The following is a 14,179-nucleotide window of genomic DNA, read 5'->3' on the forward strand; positions in this document are numbered from 1 at the left end:
GCGATATGAAGACATTTAAGGAATTAGGAGTAGCAGCGGATCTAATAAAAGGGATCGAGGAGAAGGGCATCATCGAGCCAACTGAGATTCAGGAGCTTACCATTCCCTACCTGCTCAAGAACAAAGGGGACTTCGTAGGCCAGGCTCAAACCGGAACCGGCAAGACCGCAGCCTTTGGACTGCCCCTGCTGCAGAAGATCGACCCCAAGCAGAAGCACGTGCAGGCCCTCGTGCTCAGTCCCACTCGCGAACTCGCCAAGCAAATCGCCAAGCAACTTTTCCACTACACGAAGTACAGCTCCAAGATTTTCACCGAAGCGGTCGCGGGCGGAGAAAAGATCGAAGGGCAAATCGCAGCCTTGGCCCGTCCGACCCATATTGTGGTGGCCACGCCCGGTCGCTTGATCGACTTGCTCAAGGCGAAGGCGGTCGACCTCTCCAAGATCGATACCCTTGTCCTCGACGAGGCGGACGAGATGCTGAGCCTCGGCTTCAAGGACGATCTCAACAAGATCCTGGAGTTCACGCGCGGAGCGAACAACACCTGGCTCTTTTCCGCGACCATGCCCAAGGGCGTGAAGGCGATTATCGAGCGCTACCTTTCTCCCAATGCGGAGCACGTCACCGTGGATCGCAAGAACCCGGTGAACAAGAACATCGATCACTGGTTCACGGTGTGCACCATCGAGGAGAAGCCGGACGAAATCGCCCGATTCATCAAAGCCCAGAAGGGGCGTCCCGGCGTCGTCTTTTGCCGCTCCAAGGCCGGCGTGCAAAACATCGCCCGCGCCCTGGGGGAACGCGGTTTCGAGGTGGCGACCCTGCAGGGCGACCTTTCGCAAAAGGATCGGGACAAGGTGATGCGCGCCTTTCGCAAGGGCCGCGCCGAGGTGCTGGTCTCCACCGACGTCTCCGCCCGCGGAATCGACGTCGAGGGGCTGGCCTACGTGGTACATCACCAGTTGCCGGACCAAATCGAGTACTACACGCACCGCTCCGGTCGTACGGCTCGCGCCGGTCGCAAAGGCGTTTCCATGGCCTTCATCACCAAGGGCGACTTCAAGCGTATCAAGGAACTGGAGGCGGAGCTGCACATCAAGTTCCGCCAAATCCGACAGGACTAGGCTTTCGCTGTTCGCGAAGCGTTTTTAGTTTCCACGGAGCGGGCGGCCGCTAGGGTTACGGCATGCCCCGCCCCCATCGCTTCTTCGCTCGCAGTTGGATTCTGTTTGCCTGTTTTACGGCCTTGTTTGCCGGATACGTCCGAGCAGGCGAGGTCGACCAGCGAATGAAGGCCGCCTCGGCTGCCTTTTTGGATAGCCTCAGCGGGATCCAGCTGGACGCGGCTTTGCGCGAATTCGACGAAGAGCGGAAAGATTGGCATTTCGTCCCGCGCAAGCGAAAGGGATTGCCGCTCTCGTCGATGAACGAGGAGCAGCGTCGCTTGGCCTTCGCCCTGATCGCGGAAGGCTTGAGCGAACAAGGTTTGCGAACCGTTGAGGATATCCGAAGTTTGGAGACGGTGCTGCAGCTCCTCGAAGGTCCGGACCGCTACTTTCCTCGCGATCCGGAAAACTACTACCTTTCTGTCTTCGCCAGTTCCGGCCGCAGCGAATGGGGCTGGAGCTTCGAAGGCCACCACATCTCGATCAATGCTACAGTTGTGCCGGGGGAAGGCGTTTCGATGTCGCCGCGTTTTCTGGGGGCGAATCCAGCGGAAGTGCCCAGCGGGGAACGCAAGGGCTTTCGAGCGCTTGGCGACGAGGAAGATTTGGCCTTCGCCTTGGCGGAAAGCTTGACGGCGGTCCAAGCGGAAAAGGCTGTGTTTCAGCCGAGGGCGCCGCGTGACATCTTTACCGGAGCGCACCGCAAGGTTAGCCCCTTGCCGGTCGAAGGCATTGCGTATTCAGAGTTGGATACGGATCAACGCCGCTTGCTACGCTCCCTTTTGGAATGCTACTTGGCGAAAGCCAAGGAGGAGCTGAGGAATGCTGCGAGGGCGAAGATCGAAGCGGAAGGTTGGGAATCTATCCGTTTTGGCTGGGCCGGTCCGATCGATCGCGAGATGGGAAACTACTATTACCTGCAGGGGCCGAGCTTCTTGATCGAGTATGACAATACACAGAACGGAAACAACCATATCCACAGCGTTTGGCGGGAATTCGAAGGCGACTTCGGGGAGGACCTGATTCGCGCCCACCGTCATCAGCACGCCCATTGATTCAATCCTCCTCAACGAAAGAACACGCTTATGATCAAACAGCTAGCTCACGTCTGCTTCTTCACCAAAAACGCGGAGGCGATGGTCGCCTTCTATCGCGATGTCCTCGGCTTTCCCATCGCTTTTGTCATGAGCAATAGCGAATGCGGAACCCCTTTCGGTTGGTACATGGATTGCGGCGAGGATACCTTCGTAGAGATTTTCGATCAAAAGGGAGCCGTGAAGGAATGGGGCGGCGAGGTGGTGGGCTTGAAGGATTCTTCGAGCAGCCGCTATCGCCACCTTTGTTTCGAGACGAGTGATATCGAGGCGACCCGCCGAGATCTGCTGCAAAAAGGCCTGGAGGTGACCGATATCATCAAGGGCATCGACCACTCCTACCAGTGCTGGATCAAGGATGCGGATGGAAACGCGATCGAGCTGATGATGTATACGGCCGACAGCTTGCAGTTTTCCAATCGCAAGTAATGGGATTGCGGATACCGCTAGGGATCACCAAGGGTTGCGGGCGTTCAGCTCGGAAACGATTTTCAGCTTCAGGGCAGTAGGATCGATGGAGCCGACCTCGCTGTGCACGATTTCCCCCTCGGGATTGATGAGCACGGTGTAGGGCGCGACGCCTTGCCATTCTGGATTGAAGGCGTTGATGAGGGGATCGCGTTTGGAAGAGGCGAAAAGGTAGTTTTTGTTGGCGGCCTCCTTCTTCTTGAGGAAAGCGAGTACGCGTTTCTCTTCGTCGGGGCGGTTGAGGGAAACGGATATGAACTCGAATTCGCGGTGGCTGTACATGCGATCGATGGTTACGAACTCGTCGAACTCCGCGATGCAGGGGGCGCACCAGGTTGCCCAGAAGTTGACCAAGCGAAATTTTGCGGGCTCGCCCTCGGTTCCTTGGTTGGCGCGCAAGGCGGCGAGGGTGGCTTCGTCCGCGAGCTCTACGGAAATCGGGCGGGCGGCTAGCTTTTTCATGTAGTCGTCGACCAGATGAGCCTTGCCAGCCCACTTGACCGAGCAGCCTACTACCTTCGTTTGGGCGACTTCAGGAGCCTCGCCAGCGAGAAGCGCGTCGATGGCATCGCGTACGTAGTGGGTGGATACGTGTTGCTCGCGTTCCGAATCGTCGATGGCGCCGACGTAGCGGAGCTTCCGGTCCGCGTCGAAAAGGAAGGCGTGGGGAGTGACAAGCGGCCCGTATTGGCGCGATACCTCCTCGGTTTCTCCGTCGAATAGGTAGGGGAAATTGTAGCCGCGTTCTTCGGCCTGCACTTTCATGTCTTCGAAGGAATCTCCTCGGACGGCCCAGCCCAATTCATCGAGCCGCACGGATGCCGGGTCGTTTGGGCTGATGGCCACGAGGGCGACACCCTTGTCCTGATAATCCGTCACCAAAGACTTGATACGTTCCTCGTAGTATTGGGCGGTGGGGCAGTGGTTGCAGGTGAAGACCACCAGGAGGAGCTGCGAGTCGTCGAAGTCGCTGAGCGACCAGTCCTTGCCGTCGACGCCGGGTAGCGTGAAGTCGGGCGCGGGCGATCCGAGGGCGAGTGGTTGCGGGGAGTCTGCGGCTGGCAGCGTAGCTGCGAGAACGAGGGCGGCGAGAGTGGCGAATAGTTTGTTGGGGTACATGGATCTAGGAGCGGTTAGCGTTTCTTGGCGGTTTCGAGCACGCGGTAGAAGGCGGGCTTGGGCTGGAAGTTGCGGTCGAAGAGCAGGGAGAAGTTGGTACGTCCGCGCACTGGGAAGTTGTTGAGCCAATTCGTCTTGTCGCTGACTCCCCAGAAGGTGACGCGCTCGATGTGATCGGCCTGCTGGACGAGCATTTCGAAAATTTCTTGGTAGCGTTGGGCGAAGCGTTCCTCTTCGCTGGCTGGCAGGTTCCCGTCCGGGTAGGGATTGTTCTCGGGCGTGGCGACCAGCTTTTCGGCATCTACGTTGGCGCCGAAGAAGGCCGCTCGGCCGAGAAGGTCGATGTCGAGCTCCGTGATGTGCACCTTGACGCCGGTGGCGGCGAAAGCGGCGATCGAGGCGGCGATATCTGCCGTATCCGGAAAGTCCATCAGCCAGTGTCCTTGCATGCCGATTCCGTCGATGCGAATGCCTTTGGACTTGAAATCCTTAACCATGGCCACAACCGCGTCGCGTCGGCCGGGATCGGTCATGCTGTAGTCGTTGTAGAGCAGCTTGGCGTGGGGAGGAAGCGTTTCGGAGGCGATGCGAAAGGCTTGCTCGGTGAAGTCGTCGCCGATGATTTGCTGGTACTTCGATTTTCGCCAGCTACCGTCGCCCAAGATCGATTCGTTGACCACGTCCCAGTAGAGGATCTCGTCGCCCCAGCGCTTCGCCATCAGCTCGGCCCGTTCCCTCATGCGGGCCAGCAGGGCTTCGCGGGAGAGCTCCTTGCCCGCGGCGTCCTGGTAAACCCAGTCTGGAGTTTGGCTATGCCAAAACAAGGTGTGTCCGACCAAGGCCTGCTGGTTTTGGGATCCGTAGCGGACGAAGGAGTCGACCAGCTCGTAGTGGGTTTCGGTCGGAGTGGGATTCATGCGCCCCCATTTCATGCAGTTTTCGGGAGAAAGGCTGTTGAAGTGCTTGGCAACTACATTGTATCCAGGATCCGATGGATTCTCCAACATGGAGTCGCTGAGCGTTCCGCCGATTAGGAAGAGCCCGTCGAATGCTTCGTGCAGGCTGGGAGTCGCGTTTGTTTCGGGACCTTTGCTGCAGCTGGAAGCAACGAGTGCAAGGGTAGCCAATGCTGCAGGGGCGAGTACTTGGTTAAAGTGTTTTCTAAGCATTTGGAGTTTATAGTTAAGTGCGCCAGATCCCTTGGGCTGGCCAGTGTCTTGCCAGTCTTTCACTAGAGTGGGCGGAGAGGTCGCTAAGCATTTGCTTAAAAAGCTGTAACTTTCAAAGCCCGCCTGTGTAAATCGCGTCGAACCTTCCTCTTATTCCTATGCCGAACCATAATGTAATCGAGACCCGCGGACTGATCAAGCGGTACGGGACTCAAACCGTGCTCGACTCGGTCGACCTGTCCTTGCCGGCCGGCGCCATTGGTCTGCTAGGTCCAAACGGGGCAGGGAAGTCGACTTTCATCAAATGCCTGCTGCAGCTGGAAGAGAAGGATGGCGGGTCCGTGAGCTTGCTCGGCAACGATATCGATACGCACGGAAGGGAGACCCGCCGCCGCATCGGCTACGCCCCGGAGCAGGATTGCCATATTCCGGGGATGGTGGGCTGCGAGTACGTGACCTATTGCGGGGAGTTGAGCGGCATGCCCTTCGAAGCGGCCCGCCAACGGGCGCACGAGATGCTCGACTTCGTGGGGATGGGTCAGGAGCGCTACCGAAAAGTGGATACGTATTCCACGGGCATGAAGCAACGGATCAAGATCGCCCAAGCTCTGGTGCACGATCCGGATCTGGTTTTCCTGGACGAGCCGACCAACGGCCTCGACCCCAAGGGGCAGGCGTTGATTTTGGAACTTATCGAGCGGATCTGGAAGGAGTCCGGCATCAGCGTGGTGCTTTCTTCGCATCTGCTCCACGACGTGGATCGGATCTGCGATCGCATTGTGATCATCGCCCAGGGAAACGTGGTTGCCCACGACACCTTGGCCGCATTGAAGGGGCGTCGCCGCCCGGAAGCGGAAGTTGTGGTCGCGGAGGGGAAGGAGACCTTGATCGGGCTGTTTCGCGAGCAAGGCTGGTCCTGTTCCATTTTGAACAATGGGAACGTCAAAGTCGTGCACGGGCAAAGCTCCATCAATCCGCTCATCGAAGTGATGCGGGCCGCTGGCATTGCCCCGCTCGAGGTGAAGGAAAGTCCGAATGCCTTGAGCGAGCTTTTCCTGCAGGCTTTGGAAAAGGGAAAGGTGTCCGCATGAGTCATGCTTGGAATGCCCAATACCGTCGCTGGCAGGGCCAGAGCGTAGGGGTGTGGCAACGTCGCTTGTCGATCGCCCGCTATGGCTTGCGGCTTTGCCTGTCGGGAAAGATCATCAAGATCTTCCTGGTCCTCGCCTTCGCCCAGACTTTTGTCCTTGGGGCGGTTTTCTTTTTGTTCGGCCAACTGGTGGCGCCGGAGAGCGCCTTGTTGACTTGGCTGGAAGGCTTGGGAGGGGAGCAGGTGGTGCGAGTTATCAGCGGCCTCAGTTCCTGGGCGCTCCTGTATCCAGAAATTTGCGTCGATGGGATATATCGCGTCATGTTCTACCTGATGACCTTTAGCGGACCCTTTCTGTCCATGATCATCGTGGCCTTGTTCGTGCATCGATTGATCGCCAACGACCTCGCTAGCAACGCCATCGTGATCTATAACAGCAAGGCCTTGACGCGCTGGGACTACCTGACCGGCAAGTTCATCGTGGTTTCGACCTTGCTCTCCGTTGTTTGGATACTGCCCGTGCTTGCCTCCTGGTTGATAAGCAACTTCCTTTCGCCGGATTGGAGCTTCTTCTACCATTCCTTCCCGTCGCTGCTCCGCGGCTTGGCCATCGGCAGCGTGGCGGTAGTGTCCTTGAGCTGCCTCGCCTTGCTGGTGTCCTCGCTTGCCCGCAAGACGGGAGCGGCGGTGGCCTATTGGATCTTGGGATGGTTTTCGCTCAGCATTGTCGGAAGCGTGGCCAGCTACGCGCATCCAGCTTTCAACTACATTAGCCCTACCCAAGCCATCTATGACCTTTCGGCAGGGATCTATCGCATGCTCGACTTGGTGAACGACGCCCAGGAAATGCTTCCTTTCTTCGGCGGCTTCTTCAAATCCGTGAGCGACGGAACCGACCCGTCGGACCTGCCCATCGGCAACGGCGAGATCGTCCTGCCCTTGCTGGCCTTGGCCGCTTATTGCGCGGTTTCAATTGCAGTCGTTAGCAGAAGGGTGCGCGCCTCATGAACTCCATCGTCAAAGCAGAGGAGCTCAGCTGTTTCTACGGAATCGTGCTCGGCTTGAACAACGTAAGCTTCGAGATTCCCGCGGGAATTACCGGCTTGGTCGGGCCCAACGGCGCCGGCAAGAGCACCTTGATAAAGCTCGTGACGGGGCAGCTCGCTCCGTCCTCAGGCAGCCTGACCGTGTTTGGCCAAAGGCCGCGCAACAATCCTAGGCTGCTCGGCCAGTTGGGCTACTGTCCCGAGCGGGAGCAGCTCCCCAAGGACCTGCGTCCGGTCGCGTGGCTGCGTTCCTTGGCTTCGGTTTCCGGCACGCCCTGGTGGGAAACCCGGGCTCTGGCGGAGCAGGCCCTGGAGCGCTCCCGGCTTGGCAAGGAGCACTGGAAAAAGCGGATCGGCACCTACTCCAAAGGGATGAAGCAGCGGGTGAAGCTTGCCCAGGCCATCATGCACGATCCGAAGCTCGTCGTGCTGGACGAGCCGATGAACGGATTGGATCCGATGGGGCGCTCCGAGTTCGGGGAAATCCTCAAGGAGTTGAACGAGCAGGGGACCAGCATTCTCGTCTCGAGCCATATTCTGCACGAACTGGAGTTTCTCTGCAGCGGCTTCGTCATGCTGAACTGGGGACGCGTCTTGGCCTCGGGAAGCCAGATCGACATCCGCAAGACGGTGGTGGAATGGTCGGACGAAATTTCGATCCGCTGCTCCGATCCGAACCACTTGGCTGCCCACTTGCAGGCTCAAGGCTTGCTGCGCGGCTTTTTGGCGGACGGGCAGGACCTAACGATTTGGGTGAACGAACCGGAGCAATTCCTAGCGGCGTGGCCGCAGCTTTTCGCCGGTTGCGCCTGCGAGGTCTACGAGATGCGAAACAAGAACCAAGCCCTCTCCAGCATATTTGAAAGGATGACACGATGAGCGAGTCCCATAACAGGAGAGCACGATTCGGCGCCTTGCGCGGTTTGCTCTACATGCGTATCCAAGAACTGGTCACGCCTATCTCGCTACTGCGGGCTGCAGGGATTGCGGTCGCCTGTTTCTTGCTGTTCCTGCTGGTCGGCCTCGATCGGCAGGAAGCCGCCCAGCGGTACCAAGGTTTGGTGGCTGGGATTTTTGCCCTCAAGTTCCTGCCGATTTTCTGCCTGACCAAAGGCGGCGAAACGCTGCGGAGCGAATTGAAGGACGGGACCATCGAATACCTTTGGGTGCGTCCGGCCAGCAAGGTGGAGCTCTATTTCGGTTTCATGCTTAGCAGTTACCTGGGGATCCTGGCCTTGATCGGACCGGCCTTGCTGGGGATCAGCGTTGCGGGGCTGACCATGGGGGTGGTCGGCCTAGACGGCTTGCTCGCACTCTGGGTTACGATTTTGGCGGTTGTGGCCAGCTTTACGGCGATTTCGGGCGCCATCGGATCGCTGTCCTCGAAGTTCGTGGTGCTGGGGATCTTCTACTATTCTTTCGTTGAGCTCGGCCTGGGGGCCATTCCCAACGGCGTGCAACGCCTCGCCCTAAGCTTCCATACGAAATCCCTGCTCTCCGGCATGGTCCGGGACGGAGGGAACCTCAGCCTGGAGCCTTTCGCTTGGATTCTCGCGACCGGAGCGCTGGGCCTTGTCGTCGGAGCGGCGGTTTTCAGCCAGTCCCGCTACGTGGTGGGCAGCGAGAAGGAAGCTTGATAAACAAACAAAACTTTTTCGTAACCGATTCGTCTCGTGAGGTGAAACCTGAGGCAACAAACGCATTACCAGCATGATAAAGAAACACTTTTGCATCCTACTCGCCGGAGCCGCAGCAGCGGCAAGCTTGATGACGGCGGCCCCCCTCGTGAAATCGGAAATCGCGAAGGACGCTAAATGGTTGGCTCACATCGACATGGAAGGGGTGATGGCGTCCTCCTTCAGCGATATCGGTGTCGCCAAGCTCAAGGAAGCCATCGCCGAGGCCAACAAGGAAAAGATCAGCATCGACGTGGACCTGGTGCTTTCCGAGATCAAGTCCTTCACCGCCTACGGGGCGAGCTTCACGGAGACCGCCGCCGCCGAAAGCGTTCTCATCCTGAAAACCGGCGACCGCCTGCAGGCGATCTTCGAAGGCCTGGTTGCCCATCAGGAGCTGGAGGGCGACCAAAGCCCGCTCAAGCGGGTCGAGGGCAAGCCCTACCAAACCTTCTTGCTCGAGGACGAGCTCTACCTCGCCTTTCCCAACAAGAACTACGCCATCGCCGGCAAGAATTTCGATCGCATCGAAAAAGCGTTCGCGGTGATCGCCGGCAAGGCCGACAGCCTGGTAGACATCGACCAGAAGCTCGTGCTCAACGAGGATACGGGATTCTTCCTCATGGTCACGGCCAACGGCATCAACGGCTTGAAGAACGTGCCGCCGCAGGCCCGCATGCTGCAGAAGACGAAGGGCGGGCAATTGTCCATCGGCGAGTCCGATGGCGAGTTCCGGGCAAGCCTGATCCTCACCACCGAGGGGCCGAAGATCTCCTTGCAGCTTTCCCAGATCGTTCGCGGCCTGCTGGCCTTGGCCTCCTTTACGCAGGTGGAAAACCAAAGCATGATGGAAGTGGTGGACAGCGTGGACGTGCAGCAGGGGGACGACTTCGTTTCCTTGGACTTTCGCTATCCAATCGAAAAGCTCATGAGCTTGATCGGGACCGCAGTTGACATGATGGAGGGGCGCGAGCGTGGCGAGGGTCACGGCGAGCATACCTCCTCCAACGGCGACTGCCAGATCGAGCTGGGGAAGGGCACCTTGCTCGCCTTTGCTGGACATGACTAACAGCTCCGTATTGCCTCTATCCAACGCTACCGTGACCGGCTCCGCGACAAATCTCGATACCGCTCAATCCCTGCCCGCAGGGAACGGGGTCGACCGTGCAGGCTTCGCAGCCTTGGTGGAAGAGCACCAGGACAAGCTGCGCAACTTCCTCTTCCGCTACACGCGAAACCGCCAAGACGCCGAAGACCTGACGCAAGATACCTTCGTCAAGGCCTTCCGCAACATTCACCGCTACGACAGCAAGTACAGCTTCTCGACCTGGCTCTACACCATTGCACGTCGCACCGCCTACAACCATTTCCGCGACAACAAGCCGACCGAGTCGCTCGAGTACGACGTGGCCGCCGCTGCGGATACGCCCGATATCGAAGCCTCCCGCGAGGACGAGAAAAGTTGGGTTTGGGAAGCGGCCCGAAAGCTGAAGCCAGACTTCCGTGAGGCCCTCAGCCTCAAGTACAGCGACGACCTTTCGATCGAGGAAATATCCAAGATCATGGGCAAATCCCAAACCAACGTGAAAATCATCCTCTTCCGCGCCCGCAACCAATTGAAGAAGCTGCGGAAGATCGAAAACCCCAGGGCACGCTAACGATGAAGCCAATCTACAGAATTTTGATCAACTGGTACCAAGCCTCGGACAAGGAACTGCCCGCTTGGCTGCAACGTGCTTGCCAAAAGGACCCCAGCCTCGCTCAAGAACGAGCGTTCGGAGAGACCTTGACCCGCGAGCTTCGGAAGCCCCGCTCCGACGAATCCGCATCCTTCGAAGGCGACAGCATGGCGGCCCGCGTCCTGAAGCAGATCGCCGAGGAGGACTACCACGCCGCCCAGGAGGAGGAAGCGTCGCCGCTGTGGGGCGCTTGGGTACGCAACGCGGGCATGGGCCTCGCCGCCCTCGCGGTCGTTTTTGCCGCTTACCAATATTTGGATACGGACTCGCAAATTGAAGGCGGAGAGATTGCAGCCATCCAGGAAAACGCCACTGCGACGGATGGGCTGCTCGAAATCTCCGAAGATTGGAAGAACCCGCTTGATCAGGAAATCGAATACATCGTGTCGGACGCCAAGGGTGCCCTCGGCTTCCTCGCCAATACCTTCGTACCGTCCACGTACTTGAAGGAGAAGGACAAGGCCTAGTCCGTTTTCCTTCGCCCCAAAAATTGATGCTTTCAATAAGCCCTTCGCCCGCTAGGGTTTAGGCTTATGGCTACGATTCTTGTTACGGGCGCCAGTCGTGGGATTGGCTTGGAGCTAGCATGCCAGTACGCGGAAGCGGGCGACGCGGTCATCGCGACTTGCCGGGATCCGGATACCGCCAACGCCCTGCGACACCTCAGCCAGAGCTTTGAAAACGTGGAGGTGCAGGCCCTCGACGTGGTCGATCCGCTTGCGGTGCTTTCCTTAGCCAGCATGCTGGCCAAACGCGGCGATTCGGTAGACATACTTTACAACAATGCCGGCATCGCCATCGCCGAAAAGGTGGGCAGCTGGACGGCGGACGCTTTTTCCGCGACCCTCGAAACCAACGTGGTTGCCCCGGCCATCATCATGCAATCCTTCGCCAAGGCCATGTCTTCCAAGGGCAAGATCGTCAACATCTCCTCCCGCATGGGCTCCTTCGACTTCGAAGCGAACCTAGGAGGCGAGCTCGCCAGCTACGCCGCCAGCAAGTCCGCCCTCAACATGCTCGTACGGCAGGTGGCTCCCTCCCTGATGGAGCGAGGCGTGATCGCCGTGGCCCTCAGTCCGGGTTGGGTCAAGACGGATATGGGCGGGCAGGAAGCCAGCCTCACCGTGGAGGAGTCCGTGACGGCGATCCGCGAGACCGTGGCGAAGCTGACGCCTGCCGCAGCAGGGGCGTTTTTGGACTACACCGGCGAAACCATTCCTTGGTAGAAGCCGAAAGCGAAACCTGTAATGGCTGTCCAACTACAGCGACAAGCGAAGGCTCGCAAGCTAGCTGGCGTCTCCATGGCGCCGATGATCGACATGGTTTTCTTGCTGCTGGTCTTTTTCATGACAGCTAGCGCCATGTCGCAGGCGGGAAGCAAGCTGGAGCTGGATTTGCCGGATTCTCCGGAGTCCAAGGTGGCCCAGGACTTTTCGGGACGCATGATCGTAAGTATCGACTCGGCCGGAAAGACCTTTCTCGGCAACCGTTCCGTGGAAACAGGCGAACTGAAGGAGGCCTTGCTTCAGTTTCGGGAAACGGAGCCGGCCGCCAAGCTGACCATTCGAGCTGCCAAGGACACCCCGTTTTCGGCCATCAAGGAAACCATGCGTCAGGCTGCCGCGGCGGGAATCGGCGACTACCTCTACGCGACCTACCAAAGCGGAACCCACTGAACGAGATGGCGGTACTGTTAAGGAAGGCTCACGCGAACAAGGAGGCAGGGGAACTGCCGATCGCTCCGATGATCGATGTCGTTTTCCTGTTGCTCGTGTACTTCATGGTCAGCTCCAGCATCCAAAAGCAGGAGGCGGATATCGGCTTTTCGCTGCCGGCAAAGGTAGAAACCAGCGAGCCGATTTCCTTTCCCGACGAGCAGATAATCGAGGTCGACGCCGCCGGCCGGGCCTGGGTAAACGGATACGGCTACGACGAGCCGGAATCCCTCCGCTACGAGCAGCTCGCCCAGATGCTGCGCCGCTACCGCGAAGGGACGGAGGCCGCCCAAAGTTCCGCCCGAGTGACCATTGCTCCCTCGGACGCCACGCCTCACCAAATGGTGGTACGGGTCATGGACGCTTGCCAAGACGCGGGCTTGCGCTCGGTGAGCTTCGCGGTGGAGTAGGAGCTGCTCGGGGGAATTGCGGGAAAAGCGGCGAAATTTCCTGTTGCTAAACGCGAGTCGATGCAAAGCCTACGGGGCATGGCGAAAAAAGCTCAAGCGACTTGGGGTGGACGTTTTTCAAAAGGGCCAGCGGAACTGATGCTGGCCTTCAGCGAATCTGTGTCATTCGACAAACGACTTGCCCCCTACGACATCGAAGTGAACAAGGCGCACACCGCGATGCTTCAGCATATCGGTTTGCTCACCAAGAAGGAGCTGCGAGAAATCCACAAGGGCCTGGAAGTCCTCAGCAAGCAGATCGCGAAAGGCGAGCTGGAGTGGAAGGCCGAGTTCGAAGACGTTCATATGAACATCGAGCAGGCCCTGACCAAGATCACCCCCGCTGCAGCGAAGATGCATACCGCCCGCAGCCGCAACGACCAGGTCGCCACCGACGTACGCCTTTTCTTCAAGGACGCCTGCTCGCAGGTGATCGCCAAGCTGGAAACGCTCTTGAAGGCGATCCTCGAAGTCGCCGAGCAAAACCAAGACGTATTTATTCCTGGATACACGCACCTGCAGCGCGCCCAGCCGGTCTCCATCGCCCACCACTTGCTCGCCTACGTCGAAATGTTCGGCCGCGATATCAAGCGTTTCCAAGAGGTGCTGGAAAACGCGAACTGGTGCCCGCTTGGCTCTGGAGCGATCGCGGGAACGACCTTGCCCATCGATCGCGAGTTCACGGCCAAGGCCCTAGGCTTCGTGAACGCACGCGGCAAGCCGCAGGTCACCCAAAATTCCATGGATTCCGTGGCGGACCGCGACTTGTTCCTCGACTTTGCCCATGCCTGTTCGGTGGCGGCGACCCATATCTCTCGCGTAGCGGAGGATGTGATTATCTGGAACTCCTCGGAGTTTGGATACGTCGAGCTTCCGGATGCGTTCTGCACGGGATCGAGCCTGATGCCGCAGAAGAAAAATCCGGATTCTCTGGAAATCCTGCGCGGCAAGTCCGGTCGCATCATCGGCAACGAGCAATCCTTGTTCGTCATGGTGAAGGGCCTTCCGCTCACCTACAACCGCGACCTGCAGGAGGACAAGCCGCAGGTGTTCGACAGTTTCGACCAGATTTCGATCTGCTTGGACGTGCTGTCAGGTACTTTGGCCGGCATGGAGTTTCGCGCCGACAAATGCGCGGCGGCCGTGGCGGATCCCGCCTTGCTCGCAACCGATCTTGCGGACTACCTGGTCGATCGCGGAGTAGCCTTCCGCGACGCCCACCATGTGGTTGGCGCCTTGGTTGCCTTGGCTGAAAAGCTGGGTTGTCCGCTGCACGAGGTGCCGGACGATAAGGCTAAGGCGTTGCATCCAAAAATTGGTGACGACTGGGTTGAGATCTTTGACTTGCAGCGGGCGATGAAAGCTCGCGAAGGCATCGGGATGCCCGGACCTAAGCAGATTCGCAAGCAACTGGCTCGCTGGAAAAAGCAGCTCGGGTAATCGCTCCC

16 protein-coding genes are annotated in these 14,179 nt (G+C 58.8%); 14 read left to right on the plus strand and 2 right to left on the minus strand.

Features of this window, described 5'->3' with window-relative positions; genetic code table 11:
• Positions 1–5: 5 nt before the first annotated feature.
• The 3 genes from QEH57_RS13245 (at position 6) to QEH57_RS13255 (ending at position 2,689) form a co-directional block, all read left to right on the plus strand.
• A complete protein-coding gene (locus QEH57_RS13245) occupies positions 6–1,124 on the plus strand; it encodes a DEAD/DEAH box helicase (protein ID WP_309007227.1) in 1,119 nt (372 codons plus the stop codon).
• Between the two features lie 62 nt (positions 1,125–1,186).
• Positions 1,187–2,221, plus strand: coding sequence for a DUF3500 domain-containing protein (locus QEH57_RS13250; protein WP_309007228.1), 1,035 nt, complete (start codon positions 1,187–1,189; stop codon positions 2,219–2,221).
• Positions 2,222–2,251: 30 nt separating this feature from the next.
• Positions 2,252–2,689 (plus strand): VOC family protein, encoded by a 438-nt coding sequence (locus tag QEH57_RS13255; RefSeq protein ID WP_309007229.1) that lies wholly within the window; start codon positions 2,252–2,254, stop codon positions 2,687–2,689.
• 24 nt (positions 2,690–2,713) lie between these two features.
• Here QEH57_RS13255 and QEH57_RS13260 read toward each other — a convergent pair whose 3' ends face one another.
• Positions 2,714–3,847, minus strand: coding sequence for a redoxin domain-containing protein (locus tag QEH57_RS13260; RefSeq protein WP_309007230.1), 1,134 nt, complete (start codon positions 3,845–3,847; stop codon positions 2,714–2,716).
• A 14-nt stretch (positions 3,848–3,861) separates the two neighbouring features.
• Positions 3,862–4,974 carry an endo-1,4-beta-xylanase gene (locus QEH57_RS13265; protein ID WP_309007231.1) on the minus strand — a complete coding sequence of 371 codons (1,113 nt, stop codon included), beginning with the start codon at positions 4,972–4,974 and terminating at the stop codon, positions 3,862–3,864.
• A 200-nt stretch (positions 4,975–5,174) separates the two neighbouring features.
• On the opposite strand from QEH57_RS13265, the gene QEH57_RS13270 reads away from it, so the two are divergent.
• From QEH57_RS13270 to argH, 11 genes are all read left to right on the plus strand, one after another.
• Positions 5,175–6,107, plus strand: a complete 933-nt coding sequence (locus tag QEH57_RS13270) for an ABC transporter ATP-binding protein (RefSeq protein WP_309007232.1) — start codon at positions 5,175–5,177, stop codon at positions 6,105–6,107.
• Positions 6,104–7,114, plus strand: a complete 1,011-nt coding sequence (locus QEH57_RS13275) for an ABC transporter permease subunit (protein WP_309007233.1) — start codon at positions 6,104–6,106, stop codon at positions 7,112–7,114. The genes QEH57_RS13270 and QEH57_RS13275 overlap by 4 nt, the downstream gene beginning before the upstream one ends.
• On the plus strand, positions 7,111–8,031 hold the full coding sequence (locus QEH57_RS13280; RefSeq protein WP_309007234.1) for an ABC transporter ATP-binding protein: 921 nt from the start codon (positions 7,111–7,113) through the stop codon (positions 8,029–8,031). Before QEH57_RS13275 ends, QEH57_RS13280 begins: the two co-directional genes overlap by 4 nt.
• Positions 8,028–8,789 (plus strand): hypothetical protein, encoded by a 762-nt coding sequence (locus QEH57_RS13285; protein ID WP_309007235.1) that lies wholly within the window; start codon positions 8,028–8,030, stop codon positions 8,787–8,789. Before QEH57_RS13280 ends, QEH57_RS13285 begins: the two co-directional genes overlap by 4 nt.
• A 73-nt stretch (positions 8,790–8,862) precedes the next feature.
• Positions 8,863–9,897: a hypothetical protein gene (locus QEH57_RS13290; RefSeq protein WP_309007236.1), complete on the plus strand. Its 1,035-nt coding sequence runs from the start codon at positions 8,863–8,865 to the stop codon at positions 9,895–9,897.
• Positions 9,890–10,486: an RNA polymerase sigma factor gene (locus tag QEH57_RS13295; RefSeq protein ID WP_309007237.1), complete on the plus strand. Its 597-nt coding sequence runs from the start codon at positions 9,890–9,892 to the stop codon at positions 10,484–10,486. The genes QEH57_RS13290 and QEH57_RS13295 overlap by 8 nt, the downstream gene beginning before the upstream one ends.
• Before the next feature lie 2 nt (positions 10,487–10,488).
• Entirely contained in the window at positions 10,489–11,034 is a 546-nt protein-coding gene (locus QEH57_RS13300; protein WP_309007238.1) for a hypothetical protein, read from the plus strand.
• A gap of 66 nt (positions 11,035–11,100) precedes the next feature.
• Entirely contained in the window at positions 11,101–11,793 is a 693-nt protein-coding gene (locus QEH57_RS13305; protein ID WP_309007239.1) for an SDR family oxidoreductase, read from the plus strand.
• Positions 11,794–11,814: 21 nt separating this feature from the next.
• Positions 11,815–12,243 (plus strand): biopolymer transporter ExbD, encoded by a 429-nt coding sequence (locus tag QEH57_RS13310; RefSeq protein WP_309007240.1) that lies wholly within the window; start codon positions 11,815–11,817, stop codon positions 12,241–12,243.
• Positions 12,244–12,248: 5 nt separating this feature from the next.
• Positions 12,249–12,692 (plus strand): biopolymer transporter ExbD, encoded by a 444-nt coding sequence (locus QEH57_RS13315; RefSeq protein ID WP_309007241.1) that lies wholly within the window; start codon positions 12,249–12,251, stop codon positions 12,690–12,692.
• 78 nt (positions 12,693–12,770) lie between these two features.
• Positions 12,771–14,171: an argininosuccinate lyase gene (gene argH / locus QEH57_RS13320; protein WP_309007242.1), complete on the plus strand. Its 1,401-nt coding sequence runs from the start codon at positions 12,771–12,773 to the stop codon at positions 14,169–14,171.
• Positions 14,172–14,179: the final 8 nt, after the last annotated feature.

The sequence above is a fragment of the Pelagicoccus sp. SDUM812005 genome (assembly GCF_031127875.1).
Lineage (GTDB): Bacteria > Verrucomicrobiota > Verrucomicrobiia > Opitutales > Opitutaceae > Pelagicoccus.